At 30.3% G+C, this 22958-nt stretch carries 23 protein-coding genes and 1 riboswitch; of the genes, 6 read left to right on the top strand and 17 right to left on the bottom strand.

All coding sequences use genetic code 11. The features are described 5' to 3' along the window. Positions 1 to 62: 62 nt before the first annotated feature. Positions 63 to 1016 (bottom strand): GTP-binding protein, encoded by a 954-nt coding sequence (locus tag Q6H37_RS25105; RefSeq protein WP_318737491.1) that lies wholly within the window; start codon positions 1014 to 1016, stop codon positions 63 to 65. 350 nt (positions 1017 to 1366) lie between these two features. Continuing rightward, positions 1367 to 2152 carry a pyrroline-5-carboxylate reductase gene (gene proC, locus Q6H37_RS25110; RefSeq protein WP_318737493.1) on the bottom strand — a complete coding sequence of 262 codons (786 nt, stop codon included), beginning with the start codon at positions 2150 to 2152 and terminating at the stop codon, positions 1367 to 1369. Between the two features lie 330 nt (positions 2153 to 2482). Continuing rightward, positions 2483 to 2571: riboswitch (glycine riboswitch) on the top strand. Between the two features lie 138 nt (positions 2572 to 2709). Here proC and Q6H37_RS25115 point away from each other — a divergent pair. Next, on the top strand, positions 2710 to 2856 hold the full coding sequence (locus Q6H37_RS25115) for a hypothetical protein (protein WP_318737495.1): 147 nt from the start codon (positions 2710 to 2712) through the stop codon (positions 2854 to 2856). Between the two features lie 238 nt (positions 2857 to 3094). After that, positions 3095 to 4489 carry an amino acid permease gene (locus Q6H37_RS25120; protein WP_318737497.1) on the top strand — a complete coding sequence of 465 codons (1395 nt, stop codon included), beginning with the start codon at positions 3095 to 3097 and terminating at the stop codon, positions 4487 to 4489. Between the two features lie 100 nt (positions 4490 to 4589). Here Q6H37_RS25120 and Q6H37_RS25125 read toward each other — a convergent pair whose 3' ends face one another. Further along, complete coding sequence (locus Q6H37_RS25125; protein ID WP_318737498.1) at positions 4590 to 5360, bottom strand: DUF2087 domain-containing protein; 771 nt, start codon at positions 5358 to 5360, stop codon at positions 4590 to 4592. Between the two features lie 635 nt (positions 5361 to 5995). Here Q6H37_RS25125 and Q6H37_RS25130 point away from each other — a divergent pair. The 3 genes from Q6H37_RS25130 (at position 5996) to Q6H37_RS25140 (ending at position 7242) form a co-directional block, all read left to right on the top strand. Then, positions 5996 to 6166 carry a hypothetical protein gene (locus Q6H37_RS25130; protein WP_318735045.1) on the top strand — a complete coding sequence of 57 codons (171 nt, stop codon included), beginning with the start codon at positions 5996 to 5998 and terminating at the stop codon, positions 6164 to 6166. Positions 6167 to 6458: 292 nt separating this feature from the next. Beyond that, positions 6459 to 6959 carry a GNAT family N-acetyltransferase gene (locus tag Q6H37_RS25135; RefSeq protein ID WP_318737499.1) on the top strand — a complete coding sequence of 167 codons (501 nt, stop codon included), beginning with the start codon at positions 6459 to 6461 and terminating at the stop codon, positions 6957 to 6959. Positions 6960 to 7056: 97 nt separating this feature from the next. After that, positions 7057 to 7242, top strand: coding sequence for a hypothetical protein (locus tag Q6H37_RS25140; protein WP_318737500.1), 186 nt, complete (start codon positions 7057 to 7059; stop codon positions 7240 to 7242). Between the two features lie 105 nt (positions 7243 to 7347). Here the strand turns inward: Q6H37_RS25140 and Q6H37_RS25145 are convergent, their stop codons facing one another. The 3 genes from Q6H37_RS25145 to Q6H37_RS25155 all read right to left on the bottom strand — a co-directional run bounded on the left by Q6H37_RS25145 (position 7348) and on the right by Q6H37_RS25155 (position 9652). After that, positions 7348 to 7746 carry an SRPBCC family protein gene (locus Q6H37_RS25145; protein WP_318737502.1) on the bottom strand — a complete coding sequence of 133 codons (399 nt, stop codon included), beginning with the start codon at positions 7744 to 7746 and terminating at the stop codon, positions 7348 to 7350. A gap of 104 nt (positions 7747 to 7850) precedes the next feature. Next, positions 7851 to 8975 carry a radical SAM protein gene (locus Q6H37_RS25150; protein WP_318737504.1) on the bottom strand — a complete coding sequence of 375 codons (1125 nt, stop codon included), beginning with the start codon at positions 8973 to 8975 and terminating at the stop codon, positions 7851 to 7853. A gap of 293 nt (positions 8976 to 9268) precedes the next feature. Continuing rightward, a complete protein-coding gene (locus Q6H37_RS25155; RefSeq protein WP_318737505.1) occupies positions 9269 to 9652 on the bottom strand; it encodes a helix-turn-helix domain-containing protein in 384 nt (127 codons plus the stop codon). 181 nt (positions 9653 to 9833) lie between these two features. On the opposite strand from Q6H37_RS25155, the gene Q6H37_RS25160 reads away from it, so the two are divergent. Further along, positions 9834 to 10124, top strand: coding sequence for a hypothetical protein (locus Q6H37_RS25160; RefSeq protein WP_318737506.1), 291 nt, complete (start codon positions 9834 to 9836; stop codon positions 10122 to 10124). Between the two features lie 87 nt (positions 10125 to 10211). On the opposite strand, the gene Q6H37_RS25165 is transcribed toward Q6H37_RS25160, so the two are convergent. From Q6H37_RS25165 to Q6H37_RS25215, 11 genes are all read right to left on the bottom strand, one after another. After that, positions 10212 to 10946 (bottom strand): hypothetical protein, encoded by a 735-nt coding sequence (locus Q6H37_RS25165; RefSeq protein ID WP_318737507.1) that lies wholly within the window; start codon positions 10944 to 10946, stop codon positions 10212 to 10214. Between the two features lie 6 nt (positions 10947 to 10952). After that, positions 10953 to 13187 (bottom strand): hypothetical protein, encoded by a 2235-nt coding sequence (locus Q6H37_RS25170; protein WP_318737509.1) that lies wholly within the window; start codon positions 13185 to 13187, stop codon positions 10953 to 10955. Further along, entirely contained in the window at positions 13188 to 14066 is an 879-nt protein-coding gene (locus tag Q6H37_RS25175) for an ATP-binding cassette domain-containing protein (protein ID WP_318737510.1), read from the bottom strand. Positions 14067 to 14411: 345 nt separating this feature from the next. Beyond that, the gene (locus Q6H37_RS25180; RefSeq protein ID WP_318737512.1) at positions 14412 to 15041 is read right to left on the bottom strand and encodes an HAD family phosphatase; all 630 of its coding nucleotides are present in this window, start codon (positions 15039 to 15041) and stop codon (positions 14412 to 14414) included. A 14-nt stretch (positions 15042 to 15055) separates the two neighbouring features. Further along, positions 15056 to 17803, bottom strand: coding sequence for a sigma 54-interacting transcriptional regulator (locus tag Q6H37_RS25185; protein ID WP_318737513.1), 2748 nt, complete (start codon positions 17801 to 17803; stop codon positions 15056 to 15058). Between the two features lie 153 nt (positions 17804 to 17956). Further along, entirely contained in the window at positions 17957 to 18925 is a 969-nt protein-coding gene (locus tag Q6H37_RS25190) for an SIS domain-containing protein (protein WP_318737515.1), read from the bottom strand. 62 nt (positions 18926 to 18987) lie between these two features. Then, complete coding sequence (locus tag Q6H37_RS25195; RefSeq protein WP_318737517.1) at positions 18988 to 19812, bottom strand: PTS system mannose/fructose/sorbose family transporter subunit IID; 825 nt, start codon at positions 19810 to 19812, stop codon at positions 18988 to 18990. 19 nt (positions 19813 to 19831) lie between these two features. After that, positions 19832 to 20590 carry a PTS sugar transporter subunit IIC gene (locus Q6H37_RS25200; protein ID WP_318737519.1) on the bottom strand — a complete coding sequence of 253 codons (759 nt, stop codon included), beginning with the start codon at positions 20588 to 20590 and terminating at the stop codon, positions 19832 to 19834. 14 nt (positions 20591 to 20604) lie between these two features. Beyond that, the gene (locus Q6H37_RS25205) at positions 20605 to 21075 is read right to left on the bottom strand and encodes a PTS sugar transporter subunit IIB (protein ID WP_318737521.1); all 471 of its coding nucleotides are present in this window, start codon (positions 21073 to 21075) and stop codon (positions 20605 to 20607) included. Continuing rightward, positions 21072 to 21491: a PTS fructose transporter subunit IIA gene (locus Q6H37_RS25210; protein ID WP_318737523.1), complete on the bottom strand. Its 420-nt coding sequence runs from the start codon at positions 21489 to 21491 to the stop codon at positions 21072 to 21074. The genes Q6H37_RS25205 and Q6H37_RS25210 overlap by 4 nt, the downstream gene beginning before the upstream one ends. A 212-nt stretch (positions 21492 to 21703) precedes the next feature. After that, complete coding sequence (locus tag Q6H37_RS25215) at positions 21704 to 22588, bottom strand: hypothetical protein (protein WP_318737525.1); 885 nt, start codon at positions 22586 to 22588, stop codon at positions 21704 to 21706. Between the last annotated feature and the right edge of the window lie 370 nt (positions 22589 to 22958).

Here is a 22958-nt window from a genome sequence, read left to right on the forward strand (position 1 = left end):
ACATCAAATTTAGCAAGCTATATAAGTAAGCATCTCAAAATCATATATTTCTATATACAAAATTAAAATTTTGGATACCTACTTAAAATTTTAGATATACGCTTATTTTTAAAACATTGTAATATTTTTTCTCTTTTCAATTCATTTCCAATAAAAGCCATCTTAGCCTCTTTAAATTCTTCTACATAGTTCCACTTGAAATGATGTGGAGTGAAATCAAAATAAATAAATTTTTTTGTATCAAGCTCTAAAATTCCTTTAGCTCTCAAAATATAACCATAATCCTTACTTTTTAGAGAACTTAAGATTTTATCCAGCTCCTTCTCTGAAAAAATTTTCGGATTAGAAATAGATAAAGTACTAAACACTTTATCTGCAGGTGTTGATACAGCTTCTCCTTTTAAATCAATTTGAAAGTCTTCAATTGTATCTAATATTTCAATTATTTTTTCACCCTCATAAGAATACCAATCATCCTTAAGGATATATGCTTTTTCATTATTTAATTTAATTTTAGAAATTACTTCTTCAACTTTTTCGTCATCTATGCTATCTATATGACTTAAAAAGATAATATTAGCATTTCGAATTTGATCTAAATAAAATCCACCAAAATTCTCTAAATAATCATCAAATGCACTTACATCTACAATAGTTATAAGATGATTTATTTTTATGTCGAAATTTGAATTTTCAGAAATTTTGTCACAAACCCTTATGATATCTGATAAATTTCCTACACCAGATGGTTCTATAAATATATGTTCAGGTTTATATTCTAACGCTAATTCCTCTATGCTATCTTTAAAGTTTTTTACTAAACTACAGCAAATACAGCCAGCATAAATTTCTTTAATAGGTAGTTTGTCATTAATCAGGTCTCCATCAATGCCAATATCACCAAACTCATTCTCAATTAAAGCAATTTTACCTTTCATATTAGGAAGGATTTTTTTTAAAAATGTAGTTTTTCCAGCTCCTAAAAATCCAGAAATAATATTTACATTAATACTCAATGCAAACCTCCTTCATAAATACTTTTAATTACAGGTTAAATAATTAACATGTAATTTTAAAAATAATTTATAATATCTCTTGTATTATGTCATTTCATAGATAATTCTATATTATTTTGTTGATATCTACTAAATAATTTTAACATTTAAAATACTATTGGTCTAATCATTATTACTTATTGTTTGATGTACATTTATAAGTTATATTTATAGCAAAATTATAATTTTACACTTCTAAATTGATGTGTATATAAAAAAATCTATCTAAAGCAAATTCGCAATAGATAGATTTGATTCTTGAAGCATAATATTTTTAGATGTGTCCTCTGAAAAAGTTCAATCTATTACTTTTAATTTTTCTTTTTTTGTATTTCATTTATTGCATCAATAATGGCGCTGCGTAATCCCTTTCTTTCTAATGCTGCCACCCCAACTATTGTGCTTCCTCCTGGAGAACATACTGCATCCTTCATTACTCCTGGATGTGTATTTGTAGTCAATTGTAATTTTCCTGTTCCAACTACCATTTTACTTGCTAACTTATATGACATATCTCTAGATAAACCATGCATTACTGCAGCATCTGATAAGGCTTCTATAAACATACTTGTAAAAGCTGGAGCACATCCACTTATTGTGCCTGCAATACCTAAATTTTTTGTTTCTACATTTTCAATAAGTGCAATTTGTGAAAACAAATTTACAAAAGACTCATTCTCTTCAAATGTTAATGAGCTTTTATTTTCACAAACAATAATCCCTTCTCCTACTGATACTGGAGTATTTGGTAACGTACTTAAATGGTGAGTATTTGGTGATAATATACCTTCATATTTATCAAATGTATAATTTACTACCACTGAAATAATAATTTTACCAACCAGTTTTTCTTTAATTGGTGTAATTACCTCTTCAACAAGACATGGTTTTACAGCAATAACAACCATATCTACATTGTCTACTAACTCATTTGAATCTCTACAAGGGATAAATCCTTTTGAATTAGTATTACTGCATAACTTATCCCAATTTTTTGCACATGCATATATCTGCTCAGCTTTGATTGCATTTTTATAAATCAAACCATTGGCAAGTGCTTGTGCCATATTTCCAAATCCTATAAATCCTAATTTCATTTGTATCCTCCTTGTATAATGTAGTTTTAATAGTATTATTTAAATAACTCAATCTTTCTCAATTTAAAAATATTAAGTCAAAATTTTGTATGTGCGAAAGTTGATTTAAATACTCTTTAGTCATTATAAATATTTTCATCAACTGTAGTCAAATATCCTCTTTATTTTGATTAAAAATGAAAAAATTGTTGCAATTTCATTAAATATGTATTAATATATAAATTAAAATTTAACAGTTCAGATGAAAATAGCGGGAGAGTTATGGCTGTTGCCATTCACCGAAGAAGTAAATCTTTCAGGTACCTAATTTAATTAGAGATGACCGCTATTGGATGAAACCTTGGAGAGACTCTTAATAGAGCACCGAAGGAGAAAGCCTTAAAGGCGAAACTCTCAGGTAAAAGGACAGGGGACAGGTAACATATCTTACAAAAGTAATATATTATCAATTACTTCATTTAGATCTTATCTATTCCCATTTGTATCTCCAATTACAAAATACTTATAGGAAAGGGCATTTTTTAGTACATGCCTTTTGACTAGAATGGAGGGATAAAATGGATCAATTAACAAAACTACTTACTCAAATTAATTCTATCATATGGGAGGATTCCTCTTTTAATACTATTAATGATAACTGGAATCTAAATTACCATACGTCTAGGGTTACTTCAATTGTTTCTCACTCTAAAATTCCTTTTTGAAAAAAAAACAAATAAAATTATAATGGAAAAGTGATGTTACTAGTTTTGCAGCATTATATACTGCACTAGCAGCTACTATATGTTGAAGTTATGCTTTATATTAGCATAAAGCTCAATAATATTTTTGCGCATCATCTTGATGTAAAATTATTCATTATTTTCAAAATAATAACTAAAGGAATCATACTTATATTACACAAATTTAAAAACAATGATATTTCAGAAAGGCGGAATATATATGTCAGAAAATCAAAATTTATCGAGAGGATTAAAAAATCGTCATGTCCAGTTACTTGCAATTGGAGGCGCAATTGGTACTGGATTATTCCTTGGTTCAGGTAGATCTATTCATTTAGCTGGTCCATCTATTTTATTTGCATATATGATAACAGGTATAATGTTATTCTTTGTGATGCGTGCGCTTGGGGAATTATTACTTTCTAATTTAAACTACCATTCTTTTGTAGAGTTTGTATATGATTATCTAGGAGAAGGAGCAGCCTTCATTACTGGATGGACATACTGGTTTTGCTGGGTTTCACTTGCTATGGCTGATGTAGCTGCCACTGGACTTTATATACAGTACTGGTTTCCAAATGTAGCTAGGTGGGTTCCAAGCCTTATAGTTCTTGTAATTTTGCTAATTATGAACCTTACTGCAGTAAAACTATTTGGTGAAATGGAATTCTGGTTTGCTTTAATTAAAGTTGTTGCAATTTTAGCACTTATTATAGTTGGTACATTTATGATTATAAAAGGATTTTCTACAAATGCTGGTGCATCTAGCTTTACGAACCTTTGGAATCACGGTGGTTGGCTACCAAATGGAGTTAGTGGTTTTATCCTTTCCTTCCAAATGGTTGTATTTGCTTTTACTGGAATCGAACTAGTAGGACTTACAGCTGGTGAAACTGAAAATCCAGAATATGTTATTCCAAAGGCTATTAACAATATTCCAATTAGAATTATTATTTTCTATGTAGGAGCACTTACTGTTATTATGGGTATATACCCTTGGAATTCAATTAATCCAGCTAAAAGCCCATTTGTACAGGTATTTTCTGCAGTGGGAGTAGCAGCAGCAGCAAGCATTGTAAATTTTGTTGTATTAACCTCAGCCGCATCTGCTTGTAACAGTGGTATTTTCAGTACAAGCCGTATGGTTTACTCTCTTGCTAAAGAAGATAACGCACCTAAATCAATGAAAAAATTAACTTCTAATCACATACCTTGTAATGCTACGATATTCTCTGCAACTGTTATATTGATTTCAGTTATCTTGAACTACATTATGCCTGAAGGAGTATTTGTACTCATTACAAGTATATCAACATTTTGTTATATCTTCATTTGGGCAATTATAGTTATTTGTCATATGAAATATCGTAAAACTAAGCCTGAACTTGCAGCTAAAAACAAATTCAAAATGCCACTTTATCCAATTATAAACTATTTAATTCTAGCATTCTTTGCTTTTGTTTTAGTTACATTGGCACTTAATAACGAAACTCGTGTAGCCTTATTCGTAACACCTGTATGGTTTATAATGCTTGGAGTGATTTACAATATACTTAAATCAAAAAAGAAAAATGAAGAAAAAAATCTTCATGATGCCGATGAAAATTTAGCATAGACTAATACTAAAAAGGAAATGTTGCTGGAACACTAATTAATGTTCCAGCCTTTTCAACACGTATATATGTTTTTAGATAGTTGAAAGTTATCATAATCTATTATTCTTTTACCCAGTAACTACTGCAATCATTAGAGCGTTCCATAAAACCATACTCGATTAAGGCTCTTCTAGTAGTGGCATAGTCATCATTTATTCTTTGTAAAATTCTATTTATCTCTTTTTCAGAGTACTTCTTTCCTTTAGAAAAATTCTTAACTATTTCAGACAAAACTATTATTTTCTTCTTTTCCTTGGATGGGAATGTTTTTACTGCTCCATTTTTATCTATATAGTTTTTAATTGTACTTTCTCTTTCATTATCAGTAATGTTATATCTATCATCTATGGTAGTTGCTGTTTTGTGAGCATCACATAGAATATCTTTGTCTAATATGTTTACCTTCTTTTTTGTGTTTGATGATATTAATTCCATCACTGATAAAAATAATCTTGCCTGCTTTTCTTTTTCACGTAATTTATAACGATGATTTCTTATAGTAGACTGTGCTACCCCTAGTTTTACCGCAATTTCCTTATCAGTTAATCCCGATGCTATTAGCACTAACAACTCTCTTTGAATCTGTGATATTCCTATGAATGACGGATTCATATCTAATAAATACTCTAAAGTAGATCCATGTTTTTCTGATATATGAAGCTCAGTGGCCTTTTTTGAATCATAGAGCATGGAATCTATTTCATATATTCTTCCCTTTGTAAATTCATCCTCGCAAATTATACATTTATAACTTTCTTCTAACTCAACATAACCTTTTTTCACCTCTTCAATACTTGCATCCCAAAATAGTTCTTTATTACTTTTATTCATATTATCTGACACCTCTACATTTATTTATATATTAAATTATATGCTTATTTTAATTTTATGTCTATATATAAATAGACTTTTTACAATTAAGTCTACGAATTAATTGTAATGGCAAAAATATTACCTCTATATAAGAGTTACTATTTTAATTATTTACACTGCCAAGTGTAATTTCAACTTTGCTAAATTAAAGATTTTTTGTAGTGCAGCGAAGAAAAGTCCTCCTTCTCTACCCTCTGTCCTCTAAAAAGTTGTGTCGCAATGTGAAAAAAATGCGACATAAATGCTGAAAATTGAAATACGAACGATGATCTTTGAAAATGGAATAATGCAGTGTTAAAGATATCTATACTTTTTATATAATCGTGAAAGTATATAGAAAACGTGGTATAATTTTGATATCAATTAAGTCACAATCTAAAATATTATGAAGTAAAGGATGTGATGTTACGATTATAAAAAGATTTAAGAAAATATGTATTTATCTATTCGTCATATTAGTGGGCGTATTTACAATATCATCAATAGAAATTAATATTAATAAAAATAGATTTAAATCAGATATTAAATACTACCTTTATAATAAAAAATCATATAAACAAGAAGATGTTAAACAAATTAAAGTGGATTATTATTTGGATAGGTTAATCTTAGGTTATAAACCTTATGTAGTAAGTGTAATATTTTTTGATGAACCTAAAACTATTTATTATTATAGTAGTACTGGGGATAGCATAAGAAATAATACAATTGATTACCATTCCTCGATGGGGGGAACTGCATCTGGGGTTAAACACCAAGAATGATATTTTACATTCTTATTATTTAACGAAACAATCGAAAAAGCAAACAATTTTTATAAACACTGCATTATTCTATTTTGAATTCTGCAGTGTTTTTGCGTCGCATTACAAAGACTATTTGTATCTATTTTAAATTTACGATATATACTCTTTCTGCTTATATTACAATTTAACTAAAATATCAAATTACGCATGATTAAATTAACATTTTAAAATTTTTATAGCTATTTTATTGACAAATTAGTATTTTTTATCTACTATTTATTATATAATTCTATTTTAAGAGGTGAAAAACATGAACATAATAGAAACAAAAAATCCAAAATTTACGATTAGATTTGCAACACCTGAAGATGCCAGCTTAGTTGTAGAATATATGATAAAATTGGGTACATATCAAAAAATGGCAGATAAAATTACAGCAACTAAAGAAAATATTCATAAGCTTTTATCAGAAAATAAAGGAGAAGCTATTTTTGGTGATTATGACGGAGAAACTGTTGCTTTTATTTACTTTTGTCATAATTCATCAGCTTTCATAGGACAAGCAGGTATTTATATAGATGCCTTTTATATTGATAAAAGTGTACGCTCCAAAGGACTTGGAAAAATTATGATGGCCTTTATGTCAAAGCTTGCACTTGAAAGAGGTTGTAAAAGATTGGAGTGGGGTTGTTTAGATTGGAATGAGGCAAGCATTAATTTTTATAAGGAACTTGGTGCAGTCAGTGTAGATACTATGACAATATATAGATTTTCTCAAGACAAATTAAAAGAAAATGCCAATAGATTTTAAATATGTATGCATTTAATCAAATACATTTTTAAAGCATAGGAAGCATCCTTTGCTAATGTATTTACTACCGCAGGTTTAAAATGGATTGAATCTGCATTTGCATAATGAAAATATGGATTTAATATCTCTACATAACTTTTTAGAAACAATGTTAATAATTAATTCTTCTATGGCCGAAATGCTTGCAATAAAACAAACTAAAATAGTTGTTGTGTATAATCCTAATCCAATATATATAAATGGCAAACAAAATAAAACCATCCCTGTTAACTTATTAGCATAAGTGTGTAAAAAAGTGATCTGTTTGTAACGTATAAAACCAACACCTAATGATGCCAAACGAATAACTGCAATAATAACTACCCAATATACGACCAATAAAGGAAATTTATTCGTTCAGTTTTTTTCTTAAATCGGCTATGTAGCCTAATTGCTGCTTTTTTATGTACAAGCCTGCAAACAAGTTCATTAGAGGATTATTTACTGATACTTCTTCTGTAAATTCAATCTCCGTACCATTATTAACAGAAGTAAAAACTCCAATCCAATGGCCATTCATATTTTTATTAGTCATATCAAATTCATATCGCTCATAAGGCTTTTTTAAAGTAATATTAAATTTAGTAGTGAAATTATCCTTTGTATATTCCTTAAAAGAGTTTCCATCTGCTGAAACATCAATTTTACTTAAATCGCTACGCCACTCATATTCATTGTTATTTGTGACTACTTCCCATACTTTTTTTATATCTGCTTTAAATGTAGCTGTAATGATTGATTTCTTCATATTATATGTTCTCCTTAATAAATTTACTACTTATCTTTTACTAAATTATAACATACTTAAAAGCCCTCAAGTGTATAACCTACACTCAAGGGCTTTACGATTCTCTAAAAAATCAACTCTCCTGGCTTATAACCTTCAGGCAATTCTTCTTCACTTAAAAATTTAAAATTGTCATCACGAAGTATTGGTAAAAATGCTTCATATGGAATCTTGGAAAACTCACAAGCATAATCACTAGCTCCAAACCACTTACCCTCTTTGCTACTCAAATTCAAATCTCTAGCAAACTTTGTATGGTTTGAGCAATCATGAACTGCTAAATCCCAATTTTCTTCATCGGCTATTTTCATGAATTTAAGAGTTAATTCCCTGCTCCAAATTGGAGAAATATAGCCATGTCTGCAAATATACATGTTTTCCCCATAATAATTGTCTATGTTATTCTGATTTAAATGTAATTCTGCACAATTTATAAAATCAAGCTTTGTATCTAAGATTGCTTGCTTTTTCTTAAAAAATTCCTCAAAAAACTCAGGAGTCATTGGAGTTTCAATACCTACAGTTTTAATATATTTTTTGGCTATTCCAATGTTTTCAATAACTTTGTCTGAGCAATTAGAAGCCCCCAGGTTGAAACGTATCTCATCAAGACCAGCTTCAGCTAATGCTTTCAACGTTTCTTCTGTAGCCAAAGTACCATTTGTATATAGATGTTGATGAATTTGTGCATCCCTAAATTTCCTTATGATAGAATAATATTTTTCAATTTCCATAAACGGTTCTAAATAAACGTATGAAATGCCAGTAGGTTTTTTGTGGATGGAAAGAAGTAAATCTATATCCTTCTCATAAAATTTTGTATCCCCAATTTCCCACATACCTTCACCAATAGGAGGAATATTTTCTAAATCTCCATAATTGTAACAGAACTTACACTCTATATTACATTTATTAGTTTTCCTAATTGCACTCAAGCCAGTTCCCAAAAGACAAGAACGACACCCTTGGGAGAACTTGCTTTCACTTCCCACGAAAAAAGTTCTATTACCCAAAGTTTTTAAACCTCTAATTTCTGACATTAGAGTATCATTTCTATGATCAATTACTTCCTCAATTTGTGCAAATGTAGCATAAATGATTTCTTGTTGTTTTACCATAAGTTCCTCATCCTCTGGTAACATGGAAAAAAACTCAAACCATTGCAGCGCATCTTTCTTTGAAATTTTCATAATGTATCCTCCTCTATTTATATGCTCTCACACACGAAGGCCCTCGAATGTGTGTACATCCAAGGGCTTTAAACCATTGATATTACTAACTTTTATCTATATGTGTTTTTATAATCTCCAATGAAGCGTGTATATCTTAACATCATTATAACATACTTTTTTATATCAAACTATATTTTTATATATCCTAAAGCCATTGAACTACAATTACATTTGGTACTTAAATGGGATTATGAACTAGCTTTTATTGTGAATGAATAAAGATTTATAGTTTGTTCTCATTCTACATTGAATTACATGTTCACATTATAATCACACTTTTGACATTGAGCAAGTGTATTTTCATTATCCTCAATATGATAAGCACCAGACCATTTACAAATACTTTGCAGAATTGGAACTACAGACTGACCTTTCAAAGTCAATGAATACTCAACTCTTGGAGGTATTTCATCATAAGACTGTCTTTTTATGATTTCATCTGTAACTAATTCCTTCAATGTTGCAGCTAGTACAGCATCTGTTATATTTGTCATTTCACTACGAATAGAACTATATCTCAAGGTTTCCTCTTTAGCTAAAACGCAGATTATTCTTGACTTCCACTTACCACCAAAAACAGTTAATCCGTATTCCAGTGGACAGCGAATATCTTTTTCTAATTTAGGTTTGTACATTGACTTTACTCCTTAATTTTTTAACTATAGTATATGACAATTCTTTATAGAATAAAAGTTACTATGAAATTTATTAGTAACTCATAAATTTGCTAATATATTCTGTTTTCCAAGTCATATTGTTATAATTCATACGAGCTCATCAATAAGAGCCACTAAAAATTATTCAGGAGGTATTTTCATGAAAGTAAATGCTTATTTAGAAATCACAATGAAAATCAACAACAACAATCGTCAAGCTGCTGCAAAGGTCTATACAGATTACAGAAAACCCTTTCTTGAAACAATCGAAGGTGCATTAACAAAAGATCTTTTGATTCGTGATGAAGATGTTCAAGTTCTTCATGGCTTCGACAACATTGAACACGCAAAGGCTTACTTAGCAAGTGAAATGTTCAAAAATGATGTCTTTGTAGGATTACAACCTTTGTGGAATGCAGACCCAGAAGTAAAAATCTACAGCGTAGCTTAATAATTAAAAGCCACTCTATCATTGATAGCATGGCTTTTAATCATACCATTTTTATTTAAATATGATGTACAGACTTATACTAACTTTTTAAGGTTTTCCAGAAAGCTTCTTAAATGAAGCCGCATATAAAACCATTCCTACTAGAGTAAATATAAGCCTACTCATTATGAAATTCAAAGACAAACTAAAAACAGGTTCACCGAGACTATCAACAGATAGAACTGTAGGCATATAAGTCACATACCCTTTGGCGAAAATATCAATAAAAGGTGTGCTATTAAAGCTTATAAGTGACAAAATCAAAACAATTGGAATCCAAGCATAAAGCAAGGTTTGGCTTTTGCTGCCCAAAAACATACTGGTTCCAAAAACAAACACAAAAGTTGGAAGTAATATTATTAACATCGGTAATAAAAAATTTTGAAAACCTGCAAAATTAAATGTTGTCTTGTAAAACACAAAACTTATGAAAATGCAGCATATGGCAATAATTAAGTAAGAAATAGACAGAGCTAAACTTTTTGTAGCCAAATACTTTTTCTGTGGTAAAGACGTACATGAAGTAATTTCTCTTACTCTTTGTTCATTTCTAGAAAAAAGCCCTGTGCAAGAAAGCATTAGAATTAATAACATAATGGTATTTATGTCACACAAAAACTTGCAATAACTCCACTTGGAAAAAGGTGCCGTACCAGAAACACCTTGTATTATTTCTGTATAGAGGTCAATCATTGAAAAGAAAAGTGCAATTATGAAAGTTATTACAAATATCCTTGAAAAAATTATTCTTTTTAGTTCATATTTAAGAATTTTTATATCCATTGACCACTACCTCCTTTTAGCACCAGTAATATTTAAGAACTCAGAAAAAGATAGTTTTTTATCTTTTTTGCCATAATATTCTTGGTAAATAACTTTCATGGAATTAAAATAATTGTCTTCACCAGTGTTATTATAAACATTGTAAATTTCAAGTGGTGCCAAATGATACATTTTATCATCCTTTAAAATTAATGCAACGAAATACTTTGGAAATATTGATAGTTTGTTCATGTATTCAGGATTTCTTTGATAAAAGTTTCGATTCAATTTATTTGCTCCTTCTTTCCACTTTTTCACCAATAAGTTTTCTGCATAGTCTTTTCCAAATTTGTTTTTCAAGAATAAATAAGTGCTAAAATCCGCAAAAGCTTCACATGTCCATTCATTGTGATTTTTATCTATTTGATTACGGCTGTTTGCGTTAGATACATCTATTCCAGTGCCCCACCATTGATGAGCAATTTCATGGGTGAGCAAAGCAAAGGTGTCAGAAGAAGATGCTGTCGATGATTCCACGTTGGATTTTTTCTTTAAACAATCTTCAGAAACATAAGAAATATTTCCGTTTTGAAATCCACCTCCGCCCTGTACTCCTGATGTTACAACTACTTTAAGACTATCCTTGCCTAGAGGCCCAAATTTTTCCGAAAAGAATGAGAATATATCTAAAGTGTCATTTCCTCTGGATTCGAATTCTTTTCTCGCAGCCAATGGATAGAAAAACTCTACATTTGTGCCCCTTACATTTCTTTCAAATATTCCATATCGTCCGGCTGTCAAAGATAAGTCATTTAGTTTATCCCAAGAAAAACTCCAAGTAGTAAAACCATCATGCTCAGAAATTTTGCGATTTTTTTCTCCCTGAGTTATGACTGTAAACTTTGAATCCATTTTTATTGTTCCTTCAATAGCCCTATCCTTTTGTTCAACACAAACAACAGGAGCAATGTCCGTGGTGTCCTTTAACCTTACATAATTTTTGCTAATTCCTTGGGAAAAATCTTTAGTTGTACTTTTGGCTTTCGGTGTACCTGAATACCTTATGCTTAATTTAGTTTTAGTGTTTCTTGGAATGCTTATTTCAAAAACGTTGTTAAGTTTTGCACTGCTCAAAATCTTGGGCGAAACCTGTGTACAACTTATGCCTTTGTTGCCTAACTTTATTTCACTAATCTGATAACCGTCTGCTAATTCAAAATATACATTTTGAGGCTTATCAGTGCCGTTTTGCAGCTCCTCACAATAAGCTCCACTAGCACAATTTTTATCTTTTTCTATCTTAAGATCTACAAACATATTTGAAGTTCCTATGACACTTACGTTTACAGGCGTTTCTTTTTTACCATTAATCAATACTGACACCACATCCGTAAGCGAAATTGATTTGAAAATCGGTTCATTTTGAAAAACAAAAAATACTCCAAAAAGAGAAACCAAAAAGCAAATTGGTATGAGCTTATATTTTTTACAGTTTTTAAAGATAGATTTAAATAATCCTTTTTCATAACATCTATGGCACAACATACCGAATAAAAATATGGACATAGCTACCGATAACCCAAAGAGCCTATTCCAGAGCATTCCCAAAACGATATTCCCGCTTCCGAAATTTTCAGAAAGTCCACTAGCACCTGTGTGAACCCACATATATTGATAATTGATATTTCCTGTTAAAAAACTAAAAAGCACCGCTAAAAGCATAATAATGCAGGTTATATTAACGTTCCTAAATATAAGATAAAATCCTGCGGTCATAAGAATTGTTAGCACAATGGAGCCAAAAATTATTAAGGTGTAACTGAGCAGGAAATAACTAAAATGGGTTAGACTGCCCACGTTAAATATATAGTGAGGAATCATAATTATCATTGAACCCATTGTTGAAATAAGACCGGCACACATTAAGCCTGCAATTTTGGTTAAATTTATCTTTATAGAACTTGATATTGGTTCAATTATATAATTGACTCTAAACCTAAGTATTTTGTCAAACTCAAAAACTGTTAGTGCCGTAAAAGCAAAAGCTCCAATTACTGCTCCTACCTTTGCGGGAAAAAGTATGGTTTGAGATAAAAGAGTAGAGCTATTTATTCCAAGCATTATACTGCTAATATCTTCGCTAATGTAGGTTGAAAGTAGTACACCAATCAAAGGAAAAACTGACGTTAGCAAGATTATTATTTGAGTAAACTTTGACTTCAGAATTCGCTTTGTTTCATAGGCAAAAAATGTATTTCTCATTTAATGAACCCCCCCATTGTGTATGACGTATGTATACGCATCTTCAAGAGTAGGCTCGATAAGTGGAATAGCGCTTTCTATTTCTTTGCCAATAACACGACAAGAGATACCATTCCCCGTAAACAATTTAGATGTGATTATATACTTATCTCCAATTCTTTTTTCTAGAGACTCGTTATCTTTTTCTTCAATAAAACCAACACGTCCGTGTACAGCTTTTATTAAATCCGGCGAAGTTCCGTCAAATAAAATCGTACCGTTATTAATGATTATAATTCTATTGCAAATGGCTTGTATATCATCGATGATGTGAGTGGAAAGTAACACTATTTTGTCCTTTGCAGTCTGCGAAAATATATTTCTAAATTTAATTCTTTCCTCTGGGTCAAGTCCAACTGTAGGTTCATCTAAAATGATAAGTTCAGGATTGCCAAGTAATACTTGTGCTATACCAACACGCTGCCTCTGACCACCTGAAAGAGTTTTAATTTTAAAATTTCTTTTTTCTTGTAAATTGGTCTGTTCAATAGCTTGTCTAATAATACCTTTCACGTTGCTTTTAATTTCTTTTAATGCACACATATAATCCAAAAACTCATAAACTGTTAATTCATCATATAAACCAAAGCTTTGAGGCAAATAACCTAACTGCTTTCTCAGTTCTTTTTCGTATTTTTGTATTGTTTTACCATCAACAATTATTTCGCCGTCTGTTGGTATTATATTCGATACCAATAGTTTCATAAAGGTACTTTTTCCAGCACCATTGGGACCCAAAAGCCCTATAAAATTCGGGCTACTAACTTCCAAATTCAAATTGCTTAGTGCCTTTTTTCCTGTTTTATATGTCATACTCACGTTTTTAATACTGATTTTCATAAATGCTGTTACACTCCTTTTTAGTATATTTATATTAAATGTAAAATTTCCCGCAGACTTTGCATAAGTTCTCAATTTTTAAAAATTCCATTATGCGTGTCTCATTTCTCATGGCTTACCTATATAATAGAACCTTTAACTTACATCTGTGTGACTTTTAGGTGAGAGATTCGTCACTTTGAGAAAGGAATGGCAAAGAACTTATAATACCTCCCAGTAAATTATAGTTACATTTATAAACAAAGGAGTGCTAAAAGACCTTAGTAATCTACGTTACTAAGGTCTCTAAATATATTTTTTCAAGCTGAAAGCATTAAGAAATATATTAAGTATTTTTCTACTATTTTAAATTAGTTCAATCAATTCAATTAAATCGTCTATCTGATAATCCGCTTCTGATTGATCCATACTATAATCTTGTGGTACTAACGCTGCAACCTTCAATTCTGCTGATTTTGCAGCTCTAATTCCTAGCACTGAATCTTCTACTGCTAATCCTTCTGTTGGCAATATTTCTAAGGTATTAACAGCTTTAATATAAACCTCTGGATCTGGTTTGCTATTTGTACATTCCTCTCCACTAATGACAAAGTCAACATAAGAATCAAGTTCACATTCCCTTGCCATTCTTAAAATTTCACCTTTTTCTGAAGATGAAGCTATAGCTATTTTAAGATTTTTATCTTTTAATTTTCTAAAGACTTCTTTAACTGAAGGCTTTAGTACTTCTGGAAAATACACCTCATGTTCTTTGGAATAATTAAAATACCTCTCTTTTAAAATTTTACGTTTTCCCCCATCATGAGGAACCATCATTCTCCATATCATATCATTGCTTAAGCCAACAAAATCTTGAATTTTCCTTGTAGCTGGTTCTATTTTTAATTCATCAAAAAACTTCATTCTTCTTTTAAAGTAAAACTGTTCACTATCAACTAAAACCCCATCCATATCAAAAATCACTGCTTTTTTCAAAAATCCACCTCCTGTTAGTCGCCAAAGACAATATCAAAAATTAATCTAATTTCCAAATCAGATATTTTTATAGTATACTCTTTTTCAATTTCACCAAAGGCATACCTTATAATCTCTATTTTTCTCTTCTCTCCTTGCACAAACTTCTCAATATCTTCCTGCACATCAGCATCTTCTTTTCTTAAAATTCTCTCTACCATGCAAGAACAATGAAGATATAATAAAAAGCGTTTATTATTAGATAATTTTATTCCTAACTTTTCTTCCATTTTATCCACAGCATCCTGCACAAAATTAAGCACCTTGTTGACATCTAATATGGTTAACTTCTCAATTATTTTTTTAATAGAAAAATTAAATACCAGATCCTTTTTTAATTGTTCTTCATCAATTTTAAAATTACATTTTAAAATATTAATAAATGCTTCAATATCTTCTCCACCAATAAGATGCTCTATACCTATATATGGGACTCCTTCTATTTTAGGGTTCACAGTTCCTATAACAGCTACCACATCATACATCTGAAAAGGTAATTCCCTTTGTTTATTTTGCTGCAACTTGTGATAATCATAAGGAATAATAACAATTGAAGGATCTTCTTGTTTTAAACTCTTCTGCAATATATCCTGAATTTGAATTGCACTTCCCATGCCTGTATAGCAGCAGGTTAATATAGATTTTTTCTTTTTTTCAACTGGATAAACTAACTGTTTGCTAAATTTTACATTCTTTAAAATCCCTTCATTAATTTCAACTATATTTTTATCCTGCAGCAGCATACTTCCAATTTCTAAAACTAGTGGCGTTGAAACAAAGTCTATTAGTAGTAATGGTCCCTTTATCTTCTTCTCCAGACGAATTCTCAAATCAAAAAGCGAACCCATATCTACTAATAAAATCAAACCATTTTCAGTGCTATTGTTATCAATAAAATCTAGTACCTTACCTTCTATATAATCAATTGTAGTGTCAATGGGCATATCAATAGCTTGGAAAAAGTTTTTCTTTAACATTCTATTGGCTACGTTGGCCATGCTACTTGCCGTAGAATATCCGTGAGCTAGTACTATACTTTTAATTTCATTTTTTACTTTATGTACATTCATACTATTTAAATAAAATGAAATTAAAATTAAATCTTCATCAAGAACTTGAAAATCCAGTCTTTCACTTAAATGGGTAAGCATGCATTTAGCCAGCCACAAAACATTACTCATATGATTTTGAATAAGCTCAATAAGTTTTGGCCTAATGCTGTACCATTCTGAATGATTAATTAAAATTTCCTGTTCTTCTTTAAAATAAAGTAAATGCGCTATGGAAAGAATTTTGTTTCCATCCTGTTCAAAGCCATAGTTTTCTTCCATATATTTAAATGTTGATTTTATATTAAAAGTTAATAGAGAAAAAAGAGATTGACTACTTGTAATTTCCGAATTAAACATTAATTCATCCAACAAAAGGTTAACTGCATTCATCATATCATTTATATACCGTTCAAAAGTAATTCTTCCATCTTCAACCTGTTTAAATTCTTCAATAAATTTATAATAGGTGTTTTTAATGTTTTTCTGCTCACTGCTATTAACACTTAATAATTCTGGATGCTTATAATCATAAATTCTATCCTGATACCTATTTGATATCTGATGATACTGATTTTCTCTTAGCTTATCCTCGCTTCCAATTGGTAACTCCATGATACGTACTTTTATAATTTTCTGATCCTTCATTTTAGCATAACTGCTTCCGCAGCTGTATTTTACGATGTTTTTTATTTTTCCTACATTACCTTCATAATTACTGAAGAGTAAAAAAGACATTACTTGTTTAGAAACTTGAATAGTATGTTGTAATATTTCACTTTCATTTAAGAAAAAGCTGTCAATCAAATGAATTTTTTCTTGTTGAGGTCTCTCTGCAAAGCTGGGGATATTAACAATAACCGGAAGTCTTCGGATAAAAGTAGGTAAAAAAGCTGATTGAATTGATTCTGTAGTCGCAAAAATCAATCTTACCTTTGATTCTTTTTTTATGCTGTTATCACCAATAGGAGAATATTCACCTGAATCCATAAAGGTAAAAAGTTTTTCTTGACCTTCTTCCGTTAACCTATGTACTTCATCAAGAAATAGCACACCACCATCTGCGCTTTCAAGAAGTCCTTTTTTATCTCTGTCTGCTCCTGTAAAAGCTCCTTTTGTATACCCAAATAATAAGCTTGATAGAAGCTCTGGATTATGATAATATTGAGCACAATTTAAAGAAATAAATTTAGATTCTGGACTAATTAACTTTTCTTCAAGGCAATAGTCATAAATACATTTTGCTAAATATGTCTTTCCTGAACCACTTGAACCTAGAAGCATTATAGGAAGTCCGTTCTCAGGATAAAGAACTGCTGTTTTTATTTGTTCAATTTGTTCTTTTAAACTTCCCTTTGCGCCAATTACATTACTCAATGTGTCCATCTTTTTTACCTTTAAATTTTCTTGCCACAACTCATCTATGGTATTATATTCATTATATTTTGGAGCAAAATACAAATTAGAAAATGTTTCTTTATCTAAAAAAATTACTGGATATTCTTTAACTTTTATTATTGTGCCTTGCTTTACTTCTTTATTAAGATAACTGCTTACTGTACTGCGGCTTAACTCAATATTTTCTGCTATTGAATTAGCTGAAAATCTTTTCACATTTTCCTTATCAAATTCTTTAGTAATTTCTTTCAAATATCTTGATATGTCTATCCCCATCTTGAGTACACCTCCTTTTTTAATATAAGATAAAGATATTTTACAACATACCTTTAAAGTAATAAAGCAAAGAAATCGAAACTAGTCGATTTCTTTGAATATATAAATTTTTATACTAGTAACCACTAAATTTAATATTGGTTATTTTTTATCTTAATATGCTAATTTCCACATATATCTTCTCTTAGTTAGTGGATGTTTACGTGCATAAGAAAGTTGTTCAGCATATACACGGAATACTGCTGTAATTAGCATTGGATTAAAGTAATCAACAACACTTTTTGGAACTGCTGAAGATAAACCATAATCTAAAGCATCTATAACTGTTGTCTTCGTTTCAAAACGCTTTAAGAAAGTTAAAGCACGAGAATCAATAGTACGAGTACTTCCTTCATTCATTAATAAAACAAATGGTACATCTTTATCTACTATTTCAAATGGTCCATGGAAAAACTCTCCTGAATGGAAGTTTCCTGAATTAATCCACTGCATTTCCATCATTAGGCATATTGATGTAGAGTAAGCAACTTCATTTGTTGCACCACTACTCATAACATAAATTACTGGATCATCTTTATAGGCTTCTGCAAATTTCTTTGCATCTTCTATTGCAGCTTCTGCTGATTTTTGTGATAAATCATAAATTTTACTGAAAGCAGTCTGCATATCTTCATAGTGTTCGTAACCTTCATATTGATTTAGTATTTCTACTGCAAGCTCAAGAGCATAACCCATTTTTTCCAATTTAGCACCATAGTTTTCAGCAAAACGATGGCATATAACATAATCAGCATCCTTTGTAAGCGCAGAATTAGGTGCATGAGTTAGTGAAATTACATAAGCTCCTCTTTCTTTAGCTTTTGCATTAGCTGTTACTGTTTCTGGTGTACTTCCACCCAATGAAGCTGATATTACAATAGCAGTTTCATCTAGAGAAACTGGTGTGGCATAATTGAATTCATTAGCAGTATAATGACTTATACGTAATTTTTTTGCATTACTATCTAAAAAATATTTTGCTGGATACAATTCTGCTTTTGAAGCACCACAACCTACAAATATAACACTCTTAATTTCCTTTTGTTTTGTCTTAATTTCTTTAATAATTTGATTTGGATTCATTATAAATCACTCCTATATTTTTATTTTTATATTTACATCCTTTGTTTTGAATGTTTTAAACTTTACTTGAATATCCCTAGTACATTTAACAATATTCCGCCAAGAATACATATAGTTAACATCCAACCTGTTGATACTTTCTTTTTTAATAACCAATACATTGCAAAGGTTGCTCCTAACGGAATAATCTGTGGAACTATTCCATTTAATACATCCTGCAGTACAAACTTTCCACTAAACTTGATTGGAGTTGTGATTCCAATCATACTGGCCATCATGGAACCAATAACCATGAGTCCCACAATAGAACAAATATACATTACCTTATCCATAAGACCTTCATTATAAAGTTTTGTAAGGTACTTATTTCCCATTGAGTAGCCAATCTTTCCACCATAATATGTAACAAGAAAAGATGGAATGACAGATATAATAATTGCCAGTATTGGACCTAAAATACTTCCTTTCTGCGCAAGATTAATACCAAGCCCAAAAGCCAATATACGTATAGTTCCTTGAAAAAAGGAATCACCAACACCAGACAATGGTCCCATGAGCGAAGTTTTCATAGCATTAATTGATTCTGGATTAAAATTTTCTCTATCTTCATAATATTGCTCTTCCATTGAAGCACTTAATCCTAAAACAAAAGCACTGGTTTGAGGGGTACAGTTATAAAAATTCATGTGACGTTTGTAAGCTTCTTTTTTCAATTCATCGTCTTTAGGATCTTTATAAATTTGGTCCAAAATAGGCGCTATACCATATAAAAATCCCATATTCATTTGTCTTTCATAATTCCATGAAGCCTGAATAGCCCATGAACGCCATAGAAACTGTCTATATTTCCACTTATTTGGATCCTTTTGCTTTTCTTTGCCTTTCATTTTTATACCTCCCATGTATCTAAAGATCTAATTCATCAACTGTTTTCTCATTCTTGAATTTAAATTCTGCCAAAACAAATGAGATAATACAAGCGAAAATAGCAACGCCAGTTACACTTAAGTTTGAATATGCTGTAACAAAGAAACCTGCAAATAAAAACGGTAACATTTTAGTTGATAGCATAGTACTGAGCAATAAAGCAAATCCATAAGCTGTTAAAATTTTACTTGATAGATTCAAGCCATTTGTTACCCATGCTGGGATAACTGCCACAATATTCTTTACTAGATCTGTTCCAAAATAAGTTGCCAAAAATATTGGTATAAAGTACATTAGTGAGTACATAAGCGTTCCCCATACAATATGAATATTATATGCTTTCTTATACTGGCCCTTTTCAATTAAGGAGTCAGCCCTATGAGTTAAATTTGCAAGAATAGTTCTCACTAAAACCCCAATCATTTGTCCTAATACCGAAATTGGAATTGCAATAGTTAATGCTGCTTGTGAGTCTGCATTCGATAAAATAGCAAAAGCAGTTGCAATAATAGATGCCATATTCATGTCTGGAGGTGCTGCAGCTCCTATGTTTACTAACCCCAAGGAAATTAATTCAAGAGCAGCTCCAACCATCAGTCCCTTTTGAAGATCACCTAGTACAAGTCCTACCAATGTACTAACTATCAGCGGTCTTTCTAAATTTGATCTACCTAAAAGTCTGGAGTCTAAGATACATATAACACCAATAAAACCTAATAATATTGACTTGATTAACATTCTGTACCCTCCTTTTATATTTTAGATGTTAAATCTTCTTTCTTAGAAGTAGGCACCTGCTGCATATACAAGTTGATTCCCATCTCTTTTAACTTTTTACTATCTTCTAATTCTTCTTCATTTAGGAAAATAGCATTACTATACTGCTTTGAATTTGCTTTGTTAGCAATTCCACCATAATTAATTTCAGTAACCTTAGAATAGCCCTTACAAAATTCTAGTGCCCCTCTAGTTCCGCCAAAAACAATCATAATATTGTCTTTTAACTGTTCTACCTTTGGCATCTTTGCTAGAACTTCTTTCACCGAAAATATGTTTAAAGTTACTCCAACAGGCTTTGATAAATTTAGTGATATTTTTTTCATTTCGTCCTTAGCAGTTTCATCATCTATAACAATAATTCTTGAAACTCCTAAAGTCTTTGTCCATGAGAAAACTACTTGTCCGTGCAACAAACGATGATCAATTCTTAATAATTTAATCATAAATCTCCCTCCTGTATACTTTTACATTCATTAAGTAATTTGTTACAATTAACTATGCTGTGTTGGCTGTCTTTTATAATTTGTTCTAGTAGTTCTTCGGAAATTTCTTCGCCCTGAGTAGCAAGTGAAACAACTACAGGTAAATTCATACCTGAAAGCACATGTATTTTAGGGTATTGTTTTATCAAAGACATCATCTCCGTATTAACGCTGCCTCCAAGAATATCAGTTAAAATGAATATGTCCTCTTTAGCATATTTTTCTTTTATTATTCCCTCTACAGCATCCCTAACATTCACATTCTCATCTCTATATGAGGAAAAAGCTTCAACCATAGATACATCCCCGATTATCATATTTAAAGTGTCCTTCATTCCCTTTGCCAAATCACCATGACTCGCTAAAATAATTTGCATTATCAAATCGACCTCCCTTCTGTCTATGCCATTATTATTAGCAATAACCATGCCAGAACATAGTTTACAGAAAAAAATAGCCTTTTTAGGACGCTGCAGCATACATTAGCCTTTAAATTCAACAGTTAAAAAAACAAAATTCAGAGTGTTGAGAAAAGTGTTACAAAAAAAAACATGTGATTAATTCTCTTTAATCACATGTTTTTCTAGTTTTAATCCAAATTAAATACTAAACAAATAAGAAAAACTAACTCACAAATTGAAAAAACTTGAGCAAAGACATAAATTACATGACAATCATCAGATTTCCCCTTTTCAATAAAATACCCAAAAAGTGTTGTTAATATAATTACCAAAGCAAACATCAAGAAAACAAATCCTCTATTTTCACTTGAAAACCAAATACCATTATCAATTCGATATTTTATAAAGTAATATATAAATACGGGAACGGAAATTATATTTACTGGTATGAATAATATCAATTTTACATATGGTGAAATAAATATTAAAAAGAATATTACACCAAGTGCAGCTAAGTATCCTAATATATCTTTAAAAGGAAAACCTATAACCGTTCTATGACTATTACTTTCATTAATTTCTTCACAATAAATTCCTCTATTGGTGTGGGTAAGATACCCTATTCTATACTTCTTATATCTACTAACACCAGAAGAAAAGAAAAAATCAACCTTTTTTCCATTAGAGAGATAAACATACTCCATTGGATCTTTATTAAAATGTCTTATATCTTCTACCTCCGCAGTTACATAATTAAATTTTCCAGTTATTAATTGTGGAATATCAAGCAAGTATGGTTTAACAAGCCAAATTGTTACACTCATTACAATTGCAACCATTATAGCTTTCTTTGGACTAACATATCTTATCTCCAATATTCTTTCATAGATGCTTTTTAAATCAATATATTTTTGCTTTTCTTTCGAGGTTCTTTTTTTTGTAGTTCTTTTTTTCCTAGTTCTTTTTTTAGCACCTAAACATAAACACAACCTAAAAACTATTTCTGGTATATATCCTAATATTAAATAGAATATAATTCCGATTATAAAAAAACATGTTTGAAATACTCTCATTCTTTTGCCACCTTAAAATTGTCAATATATATTTAGATGTTATTCAATATACATCCCTCTTATTTAATTGGAAAATATTCGCACAAAATTACAATTATCATATAACTTATACAAAATTATACCATAATATCTAAATATATTCATTATTCCTTGTATATTCAATATCATACCTTTCTTTTCTGAATACATATTACTCTATGCCAAACCAATTTCTGATTCTTTTAGGAATCTTTTTTTATTACAACTTCACAAATCAAAGCAAAGCCAACTAAAGCAATTATAGTAGCCAATTCCTCTATATTCATATAGTAATTCTTCAGGTTAATACTGATTGAGACGTAAATTTCTTTTAAGTTATTAATTAATCGGA

This window comes from Clostridium sp. JS66, from assembly GCF_033561535.1.
GTDB classification, from domain to species: Bacteria; Bacillota; Clostridia; order Clostridiales; family Clostridiaceae; genus Clostridium_AM; species Clostridium_AM carboxidivorans.